This window comes from Roseateles sp. FW305-36 (genome assembly GCF_058787015.1).
On record NZ_JBYSZK010000030.1, the window covers coordinates 1 to 18,783 of the forward strand.

16 protein-coding genes are annotated in these 18,783 nt (G+C 68.7%); 8 read left to right on the forward strand and 8 right to left on the reverse strand.

Translation table 11 applies throughout. From position 1 onward, the window contains the following. Positions 1–789 precede the first annotated feature (789 nt). The 8 genes from AC3WOE_RS29985 to AC3WOE_RS30020 form a co-directional block, all read right to left on the reverse strand. Complete coding sequence (locus AC3WOE_RS29985; protein WP_492696097.1) at positions 790–1,587, reverse strand: ABC transporter ATP-binding protein; 798 nt, start codon at positions 1,585–1,587, stop codon at positions 790–792. A gap of 4 nt (positions 1,588–1,591) precedes the next feature. Continuing rightward, on the reverse strand, positions 1,592–2,503 hold the full coding sequence (gene ntrB / locus AC3WOE_RS29990; protein WP_492696099.1) for a nitrate ABC transporter permease: 912 nt from the start codon (positions 2,501–2,503) through the stop codon (positions 1,592–1,594). A gap of 5 nt (positions 2,504–2,508) precedes the next feature. Beyond that, positions 2,509–3,756: a CmpA/NrtA family ABC transporter substrate-binding protein gene (locus AC3WOE_RS29995; RefSeq protein WP_492696101.1), complete on the reverse strand. Its 1,248-nt coding sequence runs from the start codon at positions 3,754–3,756 to the stop codon at positions 2,509–2,511. A 312-nt stretch (positions 3,757–4,068) separates the two neighbouring features. Further along, the gene (locus AC3WOE_RS30000; protein WP_492696103.1) at positions 4,069–4,686 is read right to left on the reverse strand and encodes an ANTAR domain-containing response regulator; all 618 of its coding nucleotides are present in this window, start codon (positions 4,684–4,686) and stop codon (positions 4,069–4,071) included. 28 nt (positions 4,687–4,714) lie between these two features. Then, positions 4,715–5,677 (reverse strand): SRPBCC family protein, encoded by a 963-nt coding sequence (locus tag AC3WOE_RS30005; RefSeq protein ID WP_492696105.1) that lies wholly within the window; start codon positions 5,675–5,677, stop codon positions 4,715–4,717. A gap of 18 nt (positions 5,678–5,695) precedes the next feature. Continuing rightward, positions 5,696–6,979: a TRAP transporter large permease gene (locus tag AC3WOE_RS30010; RefSeq protein ID WP_492696106.1), complete on the reverse strand. Its 1,284-nt coding sequence runs from the start codon at positions 6,977–6,979 to the stop codon at positions 5,696–5,698. Then, positions 6,976–7,593, reverse strand: coding sequence for a TRAP transporter small permease (locus AC3WOE_RS30015; RefSeq protein WP_492696108.1), 618 nt, complete (start codon positions 7,591–7,593; stop codon positions 6,976–6,978). Before AC3WOE_RS30015 ends, AC3WOE_RS30010 begins: the two co-directional genes overlap by 4 nt. 89 nt (positions 7,594–7,682) lie before the next feature. Further along, positions 7,683–8,681 carry a TRAP transporter substrate-binding protein gene (locus AC3WOE_RS30020; RefSeq protein ID WP_492696110.1) on the reverse strand — a complete coding sequence of 333 codons (999 nt, stop codon included), beginning with the start codon at positions 8,679–8,681 and terminating at the stop codon, positions 7,683–7,685. Positions 8,682–8,798: 117 nt separating this feature from the next. Here AC3WOE_RS30020 and AC3WOE_RS30025 point away from each other — a divergent pair, with 117 nt between their 5' ends. From AC3WOE_RS30025 to AC3WOE_RS30060, 8 genes are all read left to right on the forward strand, one after another. After that, positions 8,799–10,703 (forward strand): sensor histidine kinase, encoded by a 1,905-nt coding sequence (locus AC3WOE_RS30025; RefSeq protein ID WP_492696112.1) that lies wholly within the window; start codon positions 8,799–8,801, stop codon positions 10,701–10,703. After that, positions 10,696–11,301: a response regulator transcription factor gene (locus tag AC3WOE_RS30030; RefSeq protein ID WP_492696114.1), complete on the forward strand. Its 606-nt coding sequence runs from the start codon at positions 10,696–10,698 to the stop codon at positions 11,299–11,301. The genes AC3WOE_RS30025 and AC3WOE_RS30030 overlap by 8 nt, the downstream gene beginning before the upstream one ends. A gap of 44 nt (positions 11,302–11,345) precedes the next feature. Further along, positions 11,346–13,451 (forward strand): DUF4304 domain-containing protein, encoded by a 2,106-nt coding sequence (locus tag AC3WOE_RS30035; protein WP_492696116.1) that lies wholly within the window; start codon positions 11,346–11,348, stop codon positions 13,449–13,451. 135 nt (positions 13,452–13,586) lie between these two features. Next, a complete protein-coding gene (locus AC3WOE_RS30040) occupies positions 13,587–14,345 on the forward strand; it encodes a hypothetical protein (protein ID WP_492696119.1) in 759 nt (252 codons plus the stop codon). Between the two features lie 191 nt (positions 14,346–14,536). Next, the gene (locus AC3WOE_RS30045; RefSeq protein WP_492696121.1) at positions 14,537–15,517 is read left to right on the forward strand and encodes a chromate resistance protein ChrB domain-containing protein; all 981 of its coding nucleotides are present in this window, start codon (positions 14,537–14,539) and stop codon (positions 15,515–15,517) included. Then, positions 15,514–16,692: a chromate transporter gene (locus AC3WOE_RS30050; protein WP_492696124.1), complete on the forward strand. Its 1,179-nt coding sequence runs from the start codon at positions 15,514–15,516 to the stop codon at positions 16,690–16,692. Before AC3WOE_RS30045 ends, AC3WOE_RS30050 begins: the two co-directional genes overlap by 4 nt. A 16-nt stretch (positions 16,693–16,708) precedes the next feature. Continuing rightward, complete coding sequence (locus AC3WOE_RS30055; protein ID WP_492696126.1) at positions 16,709–17,620, forward strand: Fe-Mn family superoxide dismutase; 912 nt, start codon at positions 16,709–16,711, stop codon at positions 17,618–17,620. A gap of 5 nt (positions 17,621–17,625) precedes the next feature. After that, the gene (locus tag AC3WOE_RS30060) at positions 17,626–18,642 is read left to right on the forward strand and encodes a Cj0069 family protein (protein ID WP_492696128.1); all 1,017 of its coding nucleotides are present in this window, start codon (positions 17,626–17,628) and stop codon (positions 18,640–18,642) included. The last annotated feature ends 141 nt before the right edge of the window (positions 18,643–18,783 follow it).

Sequence of the window (18,783 nt, forward strand, 5' to 3'; positions counted from 1 at the left end):
GCGGCAGCCCATGCTGTGGCGTTCCCACAATCTAGGCAGCGGCGCGCGCAATCACAGGAGGGTTTTCACACAGCCTCCAGCGGGAGCGGTCCGTCGCTTCTCAGAGTGCGAAGCCCGACAGCTGCGCTCAACAGTTGAACTGAGCGGCGCGCACGCCGCCGGTTGAGCTTGGCACGGTATCGGTCACGCGTCAGCTCCAGCGGCCTGTTATGTCCCAGGCACGTAGAGCGTCATGCCGTCGGGGAGAACCACACGCCCCACCGACAACTGCATCTCTCGATCAGACTGAGAAACAACGTTCGACTCAGAGACCGCCACAACTATTGGCTTCCACTTCCCCAGCGCAACCCGAACGAATACCGAGACCGATTGCGGGTTCCGAATGGGCGAGGCAGCCCCATCCGTAACGAACCAAGTGCGGAAGTTGCCCTGGGCATCTGCCTCGGCACCGCCGCCTATTCCATTGAGGTTGAAAGGTGACCCTTCCTCACGAACCCCCGACTCGACAATAGTGTGACTCGGTGAGACGGGGCGGCCTCCTTGTTCAAGGGAACCTTCAACGAAGTACGTCCACAGGGTGTCAGGCAACGGAAGCCACCTATCTAGCTAGATACTGATAGGAAGTATCGGATAGCCGCGGCTGACCGCTTCCAGCCTGAAGCACGCTCCCACCACATTCACGACCAAGGCCTAGCCTGTCGAGGCCAGACACATTGAACGGTGGTGTATTGCGCTTGCAGCCACATGGCCTGCAGGACCGCCCAAGGCGCGCTTGGGCGGAGCTTCAGCTCACGCTGCCTGCTCCACATGCGCATGCCGCGTGTACAGGAAGTCGATGACCTCCTTGCGCGCCGCCACATAGCGAGCGTCCTCCGCCAGCTCGACGCGCACGCGTGGCCGCGGGATGCCCACCTCGAGGATCTCGCCAATGGTGGCGGCGGGTCCGTTGGTCATCATGACGATGCGGTCGCTCAGCAGCACCGCCTCGTCGACGTCGTGGGTGACCATGACGACGGTGCTCTGGGTGCGCGCGACGATCTTCAGCAGCTCGTCCTGCAGCTTGGCGCGGGTCAGCGCGTCCAGGGCGCCGAAGGGTTCGTCCATCAGCAGCACCTTGGGCTCCATGGCCAGGGCGCGGGCAATGCCGACGCGCTGCTTCATGCCGCCCGAGATCTCGTGCGGCCGCTTGTGCAGCGCATGGCTCATGCCCACCAGTTCCAGCGCGGCGCGGGCGCGCACCTTGAGCTGGGCCGTGCTCTCCTTGCCGCCGAAGACGGACTCGACGGCCAGCAGCACGTTGTCCAGGCAGGACAGCCAGGGCAGCAGCGAGTGGTTCTGGAAGACGACGGCGCGCTCGGGGCCGGGGGCGGCGATTTCGCGGCCGTCGCAGATCAGCGCGCCCGAGGTCGGCTGCAGCAGGCCGGCGATGAGGTTGAGCAGGGTCGACTTGCCGCAGCCCGAATGACCGATCAGCGTGATGAACTCGCCGCGCTGCACGTCGAGGTTGACGTTCTGCAGCGCATGGAAGCGGCCCTTGCGTGTCGTGAACACCATCTCGGCGTCCTGGACCTGGATGAAAGCCTTCATGGCATCAATCTCCTTCAAAGGTGAAGTGCTTGGCGAGGGAGATCAGCGCCCATTCGAGCAGCAGCCCGACGGTGCCGATGACGAAGATGGCGATGAGGATGTGGGCGACGTTGAGGTTGTTCCACTCGTCCCAGACCCAGAAGCCGATGCCGACGCCGCCGGTCAGCATCTCGGCCGCGACGATGACCAGCCAGGCCGTGCCCACGCTCAGGCGCACGCCGGTCAGCACATAGGGCAGCACCGCGGGCAGCAGGATGCGGGTGATGACCTTCCACTCGCTGAGCTTGAGGACGCGGGCGACGTTGAGGTAGTCGGTGGGCACGCGCTGCACGCCGACGGCGGTGTTCACCACCATGGGCCAGATCGAGCAGATGAAGATGGTCCAGATGGCCGCCGGGTTGGCGCTCTTGAAGGCCAGCAGGCCGATGGGCAGCCAGGCCAGCGGCGAGACCGGCTTGAGCAGCGCGATCAGCGGCGACACCATGCGGTTGGCGAACTCGAAGCGCCCGATGATGAAGCCCAGCGGAATGCCGACGATGGCGGCCAGGCCGAAACCCATGCCGACGCGACCCAGCGAGTTCAGGATGTTCCAGCCGATGCCCTGGTCGTTGGGGCCGTTGCGGTAGAAGGGATCGGCGAACAGCTTGACGGCGGCATCGAAGGTGGCGGCCGGCGTGGGGAAGCTGCCGCCCTTCATGGTGGCCAGCCCCCACAGGCCGATGAGCAGCGCGATGCTGATGACCGGTGGCAGCACGCGCAGCGCGATGGCGCGCCAGTCGATGGGAGCGCGTTGGGGCTTGGCCTTGGGTGCCGCGGCCTCATTGGTGGCCATGGCGGGCCGGCTGACGCTCAGGGGAGTGACGGCCGGGGTGGGGGCGACGTTGTCGCTGGGCGAGTGGAAGACTGCGGAGACCATGATTCTTACGCCTTGATCTTGAAGCTGTCGGCGTACTTCGCCGGGTCCTTGCCATCCCAGACCACGCCGTCCATCAGCTTGGCTGTGCGGAAGTCGCTCTTGGGCACACTGATTCCCAGGGCCCCCGCGGCCTGCTTGTAGAGCGCCGTCTGGTTGATCTGTTTGGCGACGGCGAGGTAGTCAGGGTGGGCCTTGAGCAGGCCCCAGCGCTTGTGCTGGGTCAGGAACCACATGCCATCGGACAGATAGGGGTAGTTGACCGCCCCGTCGTTGAAGAACTTCATGTGATTGGGGTCGTCCCAGGTCTTGCCCAGGCCGTTCTGGTAGCGGCCCAGGATGCGCTGATTGATGGCATCGACACCGGTGTTGATGTAGCTCTTCTGCGCCACCGTCTCGGCCATCTTGAGCTTGTTGGACAGGCTGGCATCGATCCAGCGGCTGGCCTCCAGCACGGCCATCATGACGGCGCGGCAGGTGTTGGGGTACTTCTGGACGAACTCAGCGGTCGTGCCCAGCACCTTCTCCGGATGGTCCTGCCAGATGTCCTGCGTCGTGTTGGCCGTGATGCCGATGCCGTCCATGATGGCGCGGTGGTTCCAGGGCTCGCCGACGCAGAAACCGTCCATGTTGCCGACGCGCATATTGGCCACCATCTGCGGCGGCGGCACGGTGATGAGCTTGGCGCCCGACAGCGGGTTGATGCCGGCGGCGGCCAGCCAGTAGTGCATCCACATCGCATGCGTGCCGGTGGGGAAGGTGCCCGCGAAGCTGTATTCGCGCGGGTTGGCGGCCATCACCTTGGCCAGCGACGGGCCGTCCACGGCACCCTTGTCGGCGAGGGCCTTGGACAGGCTGATGGCCTGGCCGTTGTTGTTGATGGACATCAGCACGGCCATGTCCTTCTTGGGGCCGGCCGTGCCCAGGTGCACGCCGTAGATCAGGCCGTAGAGCACATGCGACATGTCGAGCTCGCCGTTGACGAGCTTGTCGCGCACGCCGGCCCAGGAGGCTTCCTTGCTGGGGACGATCTTGACGCCGTACTTCTTGTCGAAGCCCAGTACCGCGGCCATGACGACGCTGGCGCAGTCGGTCAGCGGGATGAAGCCGATCTTGACCTCTTCCTTCTCGGGCTTGTCTGATCCCTGGGCCCACGCCCCGCCCGCCAGGGCCGCGAAGGGCAGGGCGGCTGCCGCAGCAAGCACGCTGCGGCGTTGCGGGTGGGGCGTGGCGGTCGAGTTGTCGCTGGCGGTCATCACGGGCTCCTGAGTCATGCCGGGCGCAAGGCGTCGCAGCCACGCTCCGCCTGCGCCGCACTTCTGCAGCGAAGACGCAATAGGAGAGGTCGGACGCCGTTGTCCCAAAGTGCCGGCCGATTCATCAGCCGGCCGGCCCGAGAGGCCTGCGCCATTGCAGGCCTCGATGGGGTTAACGCAGGTTGCGTGCCAGCTTCTTCGAGCCGCCGTCTTGCCCGGTTTGCACGCGCTTGGCGCATGGCTGGCGCCGCGGCGGGCGGTTTGCGCCGGTCCGGTGCATGGATGCGAATTGCGTGTTGGTGCGCGGCGCCCTCAGCGTGTGCGCAAGAGCTGGTCTGCATCAATCAGGCGCGTGGCCACGGCCGCCAGGGTCTGGCCGCCGTCCATGGCGATCTGGCGCAGGCGCTGGAAGGCCGCCTGCTCGTCCAGGCCCTGCTCGCGCATCAGGATGCCGCGGGCGCGCTCGACCAGCTTGCGTTCGGCCAGCTGGGTCTGGGTCTGGCGCAGGTCGCGCTGCAGGCTCTGGTCGTGCTCGAAGCGGGCCAGGGCCAGTTGCAGCAGGGCGCCCAGGCGCTGGGGCGGCAGGCCGGCCAGCTGCAGGGTGCTGATGCCGGCATTCAGGGCGGCGCGCATCTGTTCGGCCGTCATCTGCTCGGCGACGAGCAGCACGGGGCGGGGCTGGCGCTGCAGGGACTCGCCGAGCTGGGCCAGCAGCTCGGGCGCGGGCTGCTCGCAGTCGATCAGCAACAGCTCGGGCGCCAGGCGCTCCAGGGCCGCCGGCAGCGCGTCGGGCTGGGCGACGAGGTCGATGACGTCGACGAGCTGGCAGCGCAGCCGGATCAGCTCCAGGCGGATGACGGGGCTGCGGCGCTGGCCGGCGTCCGCCAGCAGCACGCGCAGGCCCGGGAGGGCAAACGGGGGCGTGTTCATGCCCCAGGGCAGTGCAATTAGCGTGCCGTCATGCCTTCAGGGGCAGATGCAGTTCGACGATGCCGCGCCGGCCGGGTGCCGATTCGCCGAGGTAGACGGCGCTGGGCGGCAGCTGCGGATGCGGCTGGCGCTGCTCGACGCGCAGGCGCTGCATGGCCTGGTACCAGGCCAGCTCCAGCGCCTCGGGCGGGCCGTCGAAGCGCAGCGCATAGGCGCTGTGGGCCGGTTGCTCGTTCAGCGTGAAGCCGTCCGGCACGGTGGCGCCGGCGGGCAGTTCGAAGCCGATGCGGCAGTCGACGGTGCGCAGCTTGAGGTGGGTCTTCAGGTAGTGGACGATGGCCGGGCCGGTGGCACCCAGCTGGGCGCGCCGCTCGGCGATGCGCGGCGGCAGCTCGGCCGCCAGCTTGTCCAGCGAGCCCTTGTGCGACGCCTGGGCAAGGCGGCGGGCGGGTTGCTCGTGCACGCCGGTGTAGTCCAGCGTGTAGGCCGGCGCCCCGCCTTCCAGCAGCTGGGCCAGGCGGTCCAGGCCGAAGCGCAGGTCCAGGGCCGTGGCGCCCTGCACGGTGGCGGCGAAGGCGCGCAGCGTGAAGGCGACGCGGCCCTTGAAGCGCCAGGTCACTTTCGTGCCGCCCGGTGCGGGCTCGAAGCGCCAGTCCGAGCGGCCGCGGTAGGCAAAGGGCAGGGCGAAGTCCAGGCGCTGGCGCAGGGCGCGGGAGGGCGTCTGGCCGGTCTGGCGCACGCTGCCGCGCCCGACCTCGGGCACGTCCCAGGCCAGCGCGATGCCATCGGCCTCAGTGCGGGCGCCGCGCGCATGCTCCAGCCAGGGGTTCCAGGCCTGCCATTGCGCGAGGTCGGCCACGCGCCGGTAGACATCTTCAGGCGGCACGGCAATGAGCCGGCTCTCTTCGGCCCGCACGCGGCCGCTGTAGCGGCCCATGTAGACCAGCAGGGCGACGACCGCGAAGGCCAGGCCGAAGAGGAGTGGGTTCATCGCGGTCGCCGGCTGCTTTTAGAGCATTCCCATCATTTTCGGTACCACCAGCGTCAGCCACGGCCAGTAGGTCACGATGACGAGGAAGACGATCATCGTCAGCAGCCAGGGCATGACGGCCTTGGTCAGCTCCGTGATGCCGAGCTTGCTGATGCCGGAGGCCACGTACAGGTTCAAGCCCACCGGCGGGTGGCACAGGCCCACTTCCATGTTGACGTCGATCAGGATGCCGAAGTGCACCGGGTTGACGCCCAGCTGCATGGCGGCCGGGAAGAAGATGGGCGCCATGATCAGGATGATGGACGAGGGGTCCATGAAGTTGCCGGCGCCCAGCAGCACGAGGTTGACGACGAACAGGAAGCCGTTCTGGCCCAGGTTCATCGACAGCAGCCAGTCGGCCAGCTGGTGAGGCAGGTTCTCGTTGGTCAGCACGAAGGAGAACAGCACCGCGTTCGTGATGATGTAGAGCAGCATCGCGGACATGTTGGCCGAGTCCCTCAGCACCTTGGGCACGTCCTTCAGCTTCAGGTCCTTGTAGACGAAGATGGCCACGAAGAAGGAGTAGACCGCTGCCATCGCCGCGGCTTCGGTCGCCGTGAAGGCGCCCGACCAGATGCCGCCGACGATGATGACGACGAGCAGCAGTCCCCAGAAGCTCTTGCGGAAGGCGGTGAAGCGCGCGCCCCAGCCGGCCCGGGCCAGGCGCGGGTAGTTGTTCTTGCGGGCGATCCACCACGTCACTGCCGCCAGCATCAGCGCCAGCACGATGCCGGGCAGCAGGCCGGCGACGAACAGCGCACCGATGGAGGTGTTGGTCGAGATGGCGTAGATGACTTTGGGGATCGATGGCAGCATCAGGATGCCGAGGGAGCCGGCGGTGATGATGACGCCGGCGCCGAAGCGCATCGGGTAGCCGTGGGCCACCATGGCGGGCAGCACGATGGAGCCGATGGCGACGACGGTGGCGACCGACGAGCCGCAGACCAGGGCGAACATCGAGCAGGCCAGGATGGATGCCAGCGCCAGGCCGCCGTGGAAATGCCCCACCATCGACGTCGCGAAGTTGATCATCCGGCGCGCCACGCCGCCGTGGGTCAGGAAGTTGCCGGCCAGGATGAAGAAGGGGACGGCCATGATCTCCCACTTCTCGATGCCGGTGAACAGCTTGTGCGCCACTTCCATGGCCGGCACGTCGGTCATCGTGAAGATGAAGGTCAGCACCGTCAGGCCCAGCGAGATGCTGATCGGCATGCCGGTCAGCATCAGCGCCAGCAGCAGGCTGAAGATGATGAGTGCGTTCATTTGCGGGCCTCCACTTCGAGCGGAGTCTGTTCGTCCACGCCCTCGACGTGGGATTCGTCATGCTTGGGCAGCTCGCCGGTCTTCCAGAAGGCGACGCAGACCTGGATGAAGCGATAGCTCATCAGCGCCGAGCCCAGCGGGATGGCGAGGTAGATGATCCAGGTGTGCCATTCCAGGTCGGGGTCCGTCGGCCCCTCGGGCACGTCGTCGCTGACCTGGCCGATCAGGTCGAGGAAGGCGTAGTGGGCGCCGTTCTTCCAGACGAAGACGGCGCCGAGCATGGCGATCACGGCGGTGAAGAAGGCGCCGGCCATCAGGCCGAAGATGACGAAGCGGCCGCGGTTCTTGGGCGCCATGCGGTTGATGACGACGTCCACGCCGACGTGGATGCCGGTGCGCACCCCATAAGCCGCGCCGAACTTGCACATCCAGACGAAGAGGATGGTGCACAGGGTCTGAGCCCAGCTCACGTCGAGCTTGAGCACATAGTCCTGGATGTAGGGCACACCGGCCAGATAGCGGTGGATGACGGCGAAGAAGATGATCAGCGTCGCCGCCGCCATCAGGGTGGAGATGAGCCACTCCTCCAGATGGTCGAGCACTTTGTTCAACATTGTTGTTCTCCTGTCAGCGGCGAAGCCGTGCCAGCCTGAGGTCGGAACCTGCAGGCTTCACACGGCATGGCCTTCGACGGCGGGTGGATTTACTTCGGAGCGACGAAGCCGGCCGCCTTGTAGGCCGCTTCGATGGTGGCCTTGCCGACGCGGCCTTCCATTTCCTTGTGGACGGGCATCAGCGCCTTCTTCCACTCATTGGTCTCGGCCGGCGTCGGCGTGTAGATGGTCACGCGGCCGCTGGCCTTGATGCCTTCCAGCGCGCGGCCGTTCTCGGTGCTGGCGATGGCGTTGGCGTAGGTGGTGGCTTCCTTGATGGCCGCTTCCAGCTGGGTGCGGATGTCGGCGGGCAGGCCGTCCCAGAACTTCTTGTTGACGATGACCGCATAGGCCAGGTGGCCGTGGTTGGACATGGTCATGTGCTTCTGCACTTCGAAGATCTTCTGGGTGTAGAAGTTGCTCGGCACGCCTTCGGTGCCGTCCACGACGCCGGTCTGCAGGGCCTGGTAGAGCTCGGAGAAGGCCATCACCTGCGGGATGGCGCCGAGGGCGCGCATCTGCGCGTCCAGCACCTTGCTGGACTGGATGCGCATCTTCATGCCCTTGAAGTCCGCCACGTTGTGCAGCGGCTTGTTGGCGCTCATGATGTGGAAGCCGTTGTCCCAGTAGGCCAGGCCCTTGATGCCCTTGGGTTCCAGCTTCTTGAACAGGTCGGCACCGAGCTGCCCGTCGGTGACGGCGCGGAAGGAATCGGTGTCCTTGAACAGGAAGGGCAGGTCGAAGACCTCGAATTCCTTGACGCCCAGCGGGCCGAACTTGGCCAGCGACGGGGCCAGCATCTGCACGGAGCCCAGCTGCAGGGCTTCCATTTCTTCCTTGTCCTTGTAGAGCTGGCTGTTCGGATACAGCTCGACCTTGACCTTGCCGCCGGTCTTCTGCTCGGCCAGTTCCTTGAAGCGCTGGGCGCCCTTGCCCTTGGGCGTGTCGGGCGCCACGACGTGGCTGAACTTGATGACGATGGGCGCCTGGGCGAAGGAGGCGAAGGGGAGTGCCAGGGCGGCAGCGAGGACGAGACGACGCAAGGTCATGGGATGTCTCCAGATGGAATAGTGGGTATGGCCGTGATTCTTCCGAGCCGACCCGCCGGCGGAAAGTTGTGGAGTTCCACATTTCGCGCGGCCTTCCGGCTCCATAGACTGCGAGCCATGCAGATGCGCGAGCTCCTGACCCGCAGCCTGTGGCTGGCGCCCCTCGGGTTATCCCTGGTTTTTGTGCTGGGTGTGCTCGGCTGGGTGCGCGCCAACGAGGCCGAGGAGCAGGAGCAGCAGCGCCAGACCCTGATCTCCGATGCCCTCAGCACCGAGGCCCAGCTGCGCGACCGCATCGACGAGGAGCAGGCCCATGTGCGCCAGCTCGCCGCCGGGTTGGCGGGCCAGAAGCCCAGCGAGGCGACGCTGGCCGCCCACCCCGAGGTCAATGCCGGCCTGCGTCGTCTGTGGCTGGCCGTGACCTGGCTGGACTCGCGCAGCAACCGCGTGCTGGCCGAGGTGCCGGCCGAATCCGAGGCGAATCGCTACGAGGACGGCCTGTCCCTGCACCTGACGGCCCGCGTCGCGCCCGATGGCGTGCTGGTGGTGCGTTATGCGCCGGCCCTGCTGCTCAAGCGCGGCGTGCCCTGGTGGCTGGCGCGCAAATACGACGTGCAGCTGGTGGACAGCGCCGACCAGGTCATCGCATCCACGACCGAATCGCCGCTGCGCGCCGCCCAGGGCGAGAGGCCGAGCTACCGCGTCGCGCTGACCGGCCCGCTGCGCGCCAGCCCGCTGACCCAGGCCACGCTGACCGATGCGGCCCTGGAGCTGACGCTGCGCGACCCGGCCGTCAACGCCATCCGTCCGCTGGCCTGGGTGCTGGTCGCCGGCTTCCTGCCGCTGATCGCCGTGGCCAGCTGGCTGCTGCGCCGCCAGATGCGCCACGTGCAGCGTGCCGAGGTGGCCGGCCGCACCGAGGCGGCCTGGCGGCGTGCGATGGAAGACTCGGCCCTCGTCGCGCTGCGCGCCCGCGACTTCGATGGCCGGCTGCTCTACGTCAATCGCACCTTCTGCGACATGGTGGGCCTGCCGGCCGAAGCCCTGGTCGGCCAACTGCCGCCCATGCCTTACTGGCCGCCGGATGCGCATGAGGAGATGGCCGAGCGCAACCGCCGCAACCTCGCGGGCCAGGCGCCGCGCGAGGGCTACGAGGCGCGCTGGCGCCACAGTTCAGGCCGCATGGTCGACGTGATGGTGTTCGAGTCGCCGCTGGTGGATGCCGGCGGCCGCCAGATCGGCTGGATGGGCAGCATCATCGACATCACCGAGCGCCGGCGCCTCGAGGACCGTGAGCGCCGCCAGGTCGAGACCCTGGCCCACAACGCCCGCCTGACCATGCTGGGGGAGATCGCCTCCACGCTGGCCCACGAGCTCAACCAGCCGCTGACGGCCATCGCCAGCTATGGCGCTGGCATCACCAACTCCCTGGCCAAGCTCGGCGTGCAGGACGAGCTCGTGCTCGGCGCGCTGCAGCGCCTGGGCCAGCAGGCCACGCACGCGGGCCGCATCGTCGCCCGCATCCGCGAGTTCCTGACGCGCCGCGAGCCCCGCCACGAGCGCTGCGACCTCAACGAAGTCGTCGGCGCGGCGCAGGAGCTGCTGCAGCGCGACTGCCAGCACCGCAGTGTCGCCCTCAAGGTCTCGCTCGCACCCGGCGTGCCCGCCGTGCTGGCCGACGCCGTCCTCATCGAGCAGGTCGTCATCAACCTGGTGCGCAACGCCGCCGATGCGCTGCAGGCGCGCGAGAGCGGCCGCCGCATCGACGTCAGCAGCCGCGTCGTCGGCGAGTTTGTGCGCATCGACGTGCAGGACAACGGCCCCGGCCTGCAGGGCCGCCGCGTCGAGCAGCTCTGCGCCCCCTTCTATTCCACCAAGGCCGAAGGCATGGGCATGGGCCTGGCGATCTGCCGTTCCATCGTCGAGGCCCACCAGGGCGTGCTCGACGCCAGCGAAGCGCCGGGCGGCGGCGCGCTGTTCTCCTTCAGCCTGCCGCTGAGCAGGGAGGTCGTCCATGGCTGACGGTGCGGTCCATCTGGTCGACGACGACCCCGGCGTGCGCGACGCGCTCGCCTTCCTGCTGCGCTCGCGCGGCCTCAACGTGCGCGCCTTCGATGGCGGCCCGGCCCTGCTGGAGATGCTGGACCGCGAGCCGGCCCCCAGGGGTGTCTTCCTGCTCGACGTGCGCATGGAGCCCATGAGCGGCACCCGCCTGCACGACGAGCTGCTGGCGCGGCGGCTCAAGAACCCGGTGCTCTTCCTGACCGGCCATGGCGACATCCCCATGGTCGTCGAGGCCTTGAAGAAGGGCGCCTTCGACTTCCTCGAGAAGCCCTACAGCGACAACGCCCTGGCCGACCGCCTCGAGCAGGCCCTGGCCGTCGACGCCGCCATGCAGGCCGAGGGCGCCCAGGCCGCCGAGCGCAGCGCGCGCCTGGCCAGCCTGACCGAGCGTGAACGCGAGGTGATGTCGCGGGTGGCGGCCGGCAAGCTGAACAAGGTCATCGCCGACGAGCTGAACGTGTCGGTGCGCACCGTGGAAGTGCACCGGGCGCGGGTCTTTGCCAAGCTGGGCGTGAGGTCGGCCGCCGAGGTGGCGACGCTGCTGGCGGGGCGCTAGCCGCAGCACCTCCGTGGCACGATGAGGTCTCACGGAGGACGACGATGGCAAAGGAACTGGCCTGCCCCGGCCCGGATGACAAGGTCGGCCTGAAGATCGACTACCTGGCCAAGCGCCTGGGCCAGGCGCTGGCGCCGCAAGGCTTCAAGCGCAAGGCCCGCAACCTGCTTCGCGAGGCCGGCGAGGGGCTGGACCAGCACTGGCAGATCATCAACTTCCAGTCCGGCGAGTGGAATTCGGGCGCCAAGGGCGAGTTCTATGTGAACGTGGCGCTGCAGTTCCCGGCCATCCAGCGCGTGGAGGCCGCGCGCCCAGGCAAGCAATGGCTGCAGGAGTTGCTGGACAAGGTCGGGGAGGAGTATGGCCAGCTGCGCGAGCGCCTGCAGAACTTCATGCCCGAAGGCCACCGGCTGGCCGGCTCGGAGATCAAGATCGCCGCCGACGAGGACCTGCCCACGCTGGCGGACGCGCTGATTGCGGCGGTGGAGCAGCATGCCCTGCCGTGGTTGAGCCGCCATGCCTCGGTGGCGGCGGTGCGGGACTTCGATGGCTCGGTCGCCACGGTGGAGCCCGGTGCGCGTCTTGCCGCGGCCATGACCCTGGGCGACAGCGCCGGCGCAGCGCGGTTGTTGAGGGCTCGCGGCGAGAGTTGGGCTTCGGCGCAGCCGGGCTATATCAAGAGCTTGCGGGACTGGCTGGAGCCGGCCGGCGTGGACTGCTCCGCCCTGCCGGCACCTGGCACGCCGCCGAAGAAGGACAACTGGACCTTGCGCCGCGAGGCCGAGGAGGCTGCCGAGGATGCACGCCATGCCGCCCGGGCCGCCGAGCTGACGTCCCAACTGGACGCACGGCCCGACCCGGCGCTGCTGGCCGACGCCTGGCTGGCCGAGTGGCGGGCGCGTTGGCGCGACGATCCCCAGCCGCTGACCGATCTCCCGGGTGGCGTGCGTGTGGCGGCGCTGGACGCCGCGGGGCGGGAGGCGGTGCTGCTGGCGCTGCTGCAGGGCTTGGCGACCCGGGAAGCGCAGACCGAGCGGGATCCGATCCGCCACAAGCCCGGGGAATTCGAGCCCGACCACGCGGTGAGCGTGCTGTTGCAGGCCCTGCTGCCGATACTCGAGTCGCCCCGGCAACTGCCGGCGCTGTTCGAGATCCTGCGGGCCTTGCAGACCCGTCTGCAGCAGGACATGGTGACCGCCCAATACCCCTGGGGCTTCGCCAGGCTGGCCCAGTGGCTGGCCAAGCAACCGCAGGGCGCCGTGCTGCGCGGCGGCATGGAAAGCTGGCTGCGAGGCCTCGCCGCGCTGATGCCCGCTCGACACGAAGCCCTGGAACAGGCCCTGGATGCCCGCTACAGCCGGCCGCTGGACCCCAACGCGTTCAACTACGCCTCCTTGCTGGAGCAGCAGACCACCTACCAGGCCCAGGTCGCCGTGCGCGACACGCCGGCCACGCTGGCCCGCCTGGCCGCCTATCCCGAGCAATCGCTGGGCCCAGACGACAAGGCCGCCGTGCGCGCCTGGCACCGCTGGTTGCGCCGCGACCCCGTCACCGGCCGGTTGCCCGTGCATTGCGAGGCCGACGACTGGGGCGGACCGGCGCTGGCCGCCTGGGAGCAGGTGGCGCCGCCGCTGCGTGCGGCACTCGAACCCGTGTTGCAGGGCTGGACCGAGTCCGGCGTCGAGGCCAAGCCGCGGGCGCTGACGGCCTTGCGCGCCCAGGTGCAGGCGCTGCCCGGCGAATACCGCGCTGCCTGGCAGAACTGGGTGTTGGAGCGCCTGCGTGCCTTCGAGCGCCACGGCGGCAAGACCGAATGGGCCACCACGCGCATGCGCCGCGGTGTCGGCGCCGTGCTGGGCGAAGACAGCGAGAGCCTGCTGCTCGGCCTGCTGCTGTGGAGCTGGGCTGACCGCGGCATCGCCGACGAGGCCCTGGCTGCCGTCTGGCGGTCGTTGACCGAGGCCGCCTGGCATCGCATCCCCGAACACGGAGCCCGCGCGCCGAGCGTGGGCAAGCTGGGCCTGCGCCTGCTGGCGGGCCTGGGCGGCGCGTCGCGCGAGTTCGTGCAGGCCTGCGCCGCTGACAAAGCCGAGAAGCAGCGCGCCAAGGCCGCTGCCCAGGCCCTGGACGACCCGCTGCTGCGGGTCTGAACGGCTCAGGGTATTTGCGAAGCCGGCAGCGAGGGCTTTCGCGCCGCTTGCAACCACCTGCATGCGGGGGGCGAAATCAGGTACCTTCATCGAAACTTCCATAAAACAAGGCCAACGAGCCACGGAGGGTTGTTGATGGCCATCGATTTCGCGCTGCAAAAGCCCTGTTCGGCTCGCCGGCACACGCCGGAGGTGAAGCTGCGATCCATGGTCAGGCACGCCGGCAGCGCCGAGGTCGCCGTCGCCCAGTTCCGCGACAAGTTCCCACACGCCGACGAAGAGACGCTGATCACCAAGTGCACGGTGGAAGTCGCCGTCAAGCGCCCCGATGGCACTGTCATCCAGACCCAGGTGACGGTCGGCCGGCTGCAGGAAATGATCGCGCCGCTCAGCGAACTGGATGGCGAATGCAAGGGTTGTCCGGCCAACGTCTCGGGACGCTCCTTCGGCTGCATCGGCAAGGTGGACACGCCCATCCGCAAGGAGGCCGAGGACTGGCTGCTGGCGCGTCTGCCCGATGACGCCAAGGACGCCAACCTGGTCCAGTTGCTGCAGCACCTCGCCGACCTCGGCATCGATGGCGCGCCGGTCGAGGCTCAGCGTGCGAGCTCGCGCATGTTTGAAAGCAGGGAGGCCGCCGTCAGGAAGTGGGGCGGCTGGTTCGGCGCCAAGACGCGGATCACCTCCAGCCAGCTGCTGCAGATGCTGGCCGCCGTTGAATCCATCAGCCCGGAGCAGGCCCAGCTCTATACCCGGCTGCTGGGTCTGGCCAAGTCCGGCGCCGAGCCGCAGGTGCCGTCCGAGGCGGTGCAGCAGCTCAAGCTCTTCCTGCGTGCCATCAACCTGGCTGGCCGGTTGGACGCACGCCTGGTGGTCGAAGCCGGCTGGGTCTGACGGGCGTGCCGCGGGAAGCGGCCAACCCCACGTCGGACCTCATTGCCCGCCAGCAGGCAAGGGCGTGCCCGGGCGCCGGGGACCGCGTGACTCCATCGTTCCAACACGTGCCGGACTTGTTCCGGCCGGATTCCCGCGTGCCTGTCGCTTCAAATTTGTATTGAACGCTACATTGATGTATCGTTCTCTACATGAATCAGTCGAACGAGCCCTGGTTGCTGCTGGTCGTCTCCCTGCCGACCTCGGGCGCCACCGCCCGCATGCGCCTCTGGCGCGGGCTCAAGGCGCTGGGCTGCGCGGCCATGCGCGACGGCGCCTATCTGCTGCCCGCCGACAACGAGCGGGAACAGGCGCTGCGGTCACTCGCCGACGAGTGCCAGCGCGAAGGCGGCAGCGCCTGGCTGATGGCCGTGCAGCCCCGCAACACGGGCGAGACCCAGGCCTGGCGCCAGCTCTTCGACCGCCACGAGGATTACGCCGAGCTGCGCAAAGCCTGGAAGGAGGCCCATGCCGGCCTCGCCGCGTTGAGCCCCGCCGAGCTGACCCGCCTGCAGCGCAAGCAGCAGCGCGAATTCGATGCGCTGCGGGCCATCGACTTCTTCCCCGGCGAGGCCGCCGTGGAGGCCCAGGCGGCCTGGGTGGACTTCAACAAGCGCATCGAGAGCCTGCTGTCACCCGATGAGCCGCAGGAGACCGAGGGCCGCGTCCCGCGGCTGGAACTGGCCGACTACCAGGGCCGCGTCTGGGCCACGCGCCGCCGGCTGTGGGTGGACCGCGTCGCGAGCGCCTGGCTGATCCGTCGATTCATCGACAAGGAGGCCCGCTTCCAGTGGCTGGTCAAGCCCTCGGACTGCCCCAAGCGGGCGCTGGGTTTCGACTTCGACGGCGCGGCCTTCACCCACGTCGGCAACCGCGTGAGCTTCGAGACGCTGATGGCCAGCTTCGGCCTGGAGGCAGACGCGGCGTTGATGCGCCTCGCCGCCATGGTCCACGTGCTGGACGTGGGCGGCGAGCCGGTGCCCGAGGCGATCGGCTTCGAGGCCGTGATGTCCGGTGCCCGCGAGCGCCTGACCGACGACGACGCGCTGCTGGCCGAGATGAGCACGGTGCTGGATTCGCTCTACGCCCACTTCCAGCGCGACGCCGCTGGCAACAACAAGGCCGCCCGATGAGCGACGCCCCCGCCGACACGCCCGCGCTGCCCCGCTACACCGTCTGGCAGCTGGTGCGCTACATGCTGGCCCTGGGCAGCTGGGGCTTCGGCGGCCCGGTGGCCCTGGTGGGCTATATGTACCGTGACCTGGTCGAGAAGCGCGGCTGGATCTCCGAGGGCGACTACAAGGAAGGCATGGCCCTGGCCCAGTTGATGCCGGGGCCGCTGGCGGCCCAGCTCGCGATCTACCTCGGCTACGTGCACTACCGCGTGCTCGGCGCCACGCTGGTCGGCGTCGCCTTCGTGCTGCCGTCCTTCCTGATGGTGGTCGCCATCGGCGCGGCCTACACCGCCTTCGGCGGCATCGCCTGGATGCAGGCCGTGTTCTACGGCGTCGGGGCCGCGGTGGTCGGCATCATCGCGATGAGCGCCTTCAAGCTGACGACGAAGAACATCGGCAAGGACAAGCTGCTGTGGGCCATCTTCGCGGTCAGCGCCGCGGTGACGGTCATCACCAAGTCCGAGGTGATCTGGGTCTTCCTGGGCGCCGGCGTGCTGGTCTGGCTGCTGCGTGCGCCGCCGAAGTGGTTCTCCCGCGGCCAGATCAACGGCGTCGCGGCGCCGCTGGCGGCCTTCTTCGCGATGGACAGCCTGGACTGGCACAAGCTCGGCCAGGTCGGCGCCTACTTCGCCTATGCGGGCAGCTTCGTGTTCGGCAGCGGCCTGGCCATCGTGCCCTTCCTCTACGGCGGCGTGGTGCAGGAGTACCACTGGCTGAGCGACCGGCAGTTCGTCGATGCCGTCGCCGTCGCCATGATCACACCCGGGCCGGTCGTCATCACGACGGGCTTCATCGGCTTCCTCGTGTCCGGCTTCTGGGGTGCGGTCGTCGCCGCGGCGGGCACCTTCATCCCCTGCTACCTCTTCACCATCCTGCCGGCACCCTACTTCAAGAAGCATGGCAAGCGCCCCGGCATCGTGGCCTTCGTGGACGGCGTGACGGCGGCCGCCATCGGGGCCATCACCGGCGCCGTCATCGTCATCGGCCAGCGCTCCATCAGCGACGTGGCGACGGCCGGGTTGTCCCTCGTCACCGTCGCCGTGCTGTGGCGCTTCAAGAAACTGCCCGAGCCCGTCGTCGTGGCCGTGGCAGCCCTCGCCGGGCTGGTGCTGCACCCGCTTGCCCACCCCTGACTCCCCAGGAGCCTCCATGGACTTGCAGACGCTTCCCTTGCCCTTCGACCCCGCCGGCCTGCGCGGCCTGTCCGAGCAGCTCATCGTCAGCCACCACCAGAACAACTACGCCGGCGCCGCCAGGCGGCTCAACGCCATTCGCGCGCAGCTCGCCAGCATGCCCTTCGGCCAGGCGCCAGGCTTCCAGCTCAACGGCCTGAAGCGCGAGGAGCTGATTGCCACCAACTCGGTGCTGCTGCACGAGCTCTACTTCGCCGGCCTGGGCGGCGACGGTGTCACGATGGCGCCGGCCATGCAACTGGCCCTGGACGCCAACTTCGGCAGCGTCGAGCGCTGGCGCGAAGAGTTCGTGGCCTGCGCCAAGGCCCTGGGCGGTGGCTCGGGCTGGATGCTGCTGGTCTTCCAGCCGCGCGAGGGCACGCTGGTGAACCAGTGGGCGGCCGACCACACCCATGCGGTCGCGGGTGGCGTGCCCATCCTCGCCTTGGACATGTACGAGCACGCCTACCACCTGGACCACGGTGCGGCGGCCGCTGCCTATGTCGACGCCTTCATGGGCAACATCAACTGGGCCCACGTCTACGAGTGCTACCAGGCGGCGGTGCATGCCGCCAGCGAGTCGCTGGCGACGGATGCCGACGCGCTGGCGGGCGCCACGGTGCTCGACGTCAGGCGCCAGGGCGCCTTCGCTCAGGCCGCGTCCATGATCCCGGGTGCACGCTGGTGCGATCCGGCCGAGGTGGACCGCTGGGCCGCCGGGCTGCCTGCCGACAAGCCCGTGGTCGTCTACTGCGTGTATGGCCATGAGGTGGGGCGGTCCACGGCCCTGCGGCTGCGGGCCGCGGGCCGCAACGCGCGCTTCCTGAGCGGCGGCATCGATGGCTGGGCCGCGGCCGGCCGGGCGGTCATCGCCAAGCCGGCCGGGTGAGCACCATGGCAGGCCAGCCCCGCATCGCCTTGCTCTACCCGGGCGACCGCGCCGCGCGCGACCGCAACGACCCGGCGCAGAGCCGCTTCATGGCGCTCTTCGACGCCTTCCAGGCCGCGGGCGTGGCGGCCGAGCCCGCCATCTACAACGACGACTTCGGGGACGAGGTGGCGGCCCAATTGCGGCACGTGCAGGCCGTGCTCGTCTGGTGCAACCCCATCGAGGGCGGGCGGCGGCGTGACCGGCTGGACGCATTGCTGCGTGAGGCGGCCGCGGCCGGCGTCCTCGTCAGCGCGCACCCGGACGCCATCCTCCGGCTGGGCACCAAGGACGTGCTGGTGGAGGTGAGCGACCTGCCCTTCGGCAGCGATGCGCTGCGTGTGGACAGCCTGGACGAGCTGGCAGCCGGGCTGCCGCAGCGGCTGCAACGCGGCGCGCGCGTGCTCAAGCAGTACCGGGGCCAGAGCGGCAACGGCGTCTGGCGCGTCGAGGCCATGCCGGACTCCTCGCGCATGAAGGTGCGGCATGCCCAGCGCGGCGCCGAAGAGGAGCTGCTGGCCATGGCAGATCTGCAGCAGCGCCTGGCGCCTTATTTCGAGCCCGAGGCCGGCGGCCACATGATCGACCAGGCCTGGCAAGCGCGACTGGTGGACGGCATGGTGAGGGCCTACCTCGTGGGCGACCGCGTGGCTGGCTTCGGCCACCAGGCCATCAATGCGCTGCACCCGGGCGAGGCCGGCGGGCCGCCGCCCGCCACGACGACGCGGGTCTACCACCCCGCCGACCTGCCCCGGTTCCAGGCCTTGCGCGAGCGGCTGGACGGAGGCTGGGTGGAACTGCTGCGCGAGCGCGTGGGCCTCGCGCGCGAGCAATTGCCCCTGCTGTGGGACTGCGACTTCATGTTCGGCGAGGCACCCGACAGCCATGTGCTGTGCGAGATCAACGTCAGCAGCGTGTCGCCCTTCCCGCCCTCGGCCATCGCGCCGCTGGTGGCGGCAGTCAGGATGCGGCTGGACGGCTGAGGCTCAGTAGCCGTGGCCGTGGTGCGTGCCCGCAAGGGTTTAGCTGCGAATCGGAGGGCAGCTCTGCAGCGAGGCTGTGTGAAAACCCTCCTGTGATTGCGCGCGCCGCTGCCTAGATTGTGGGAACGCCACAGCATGGGC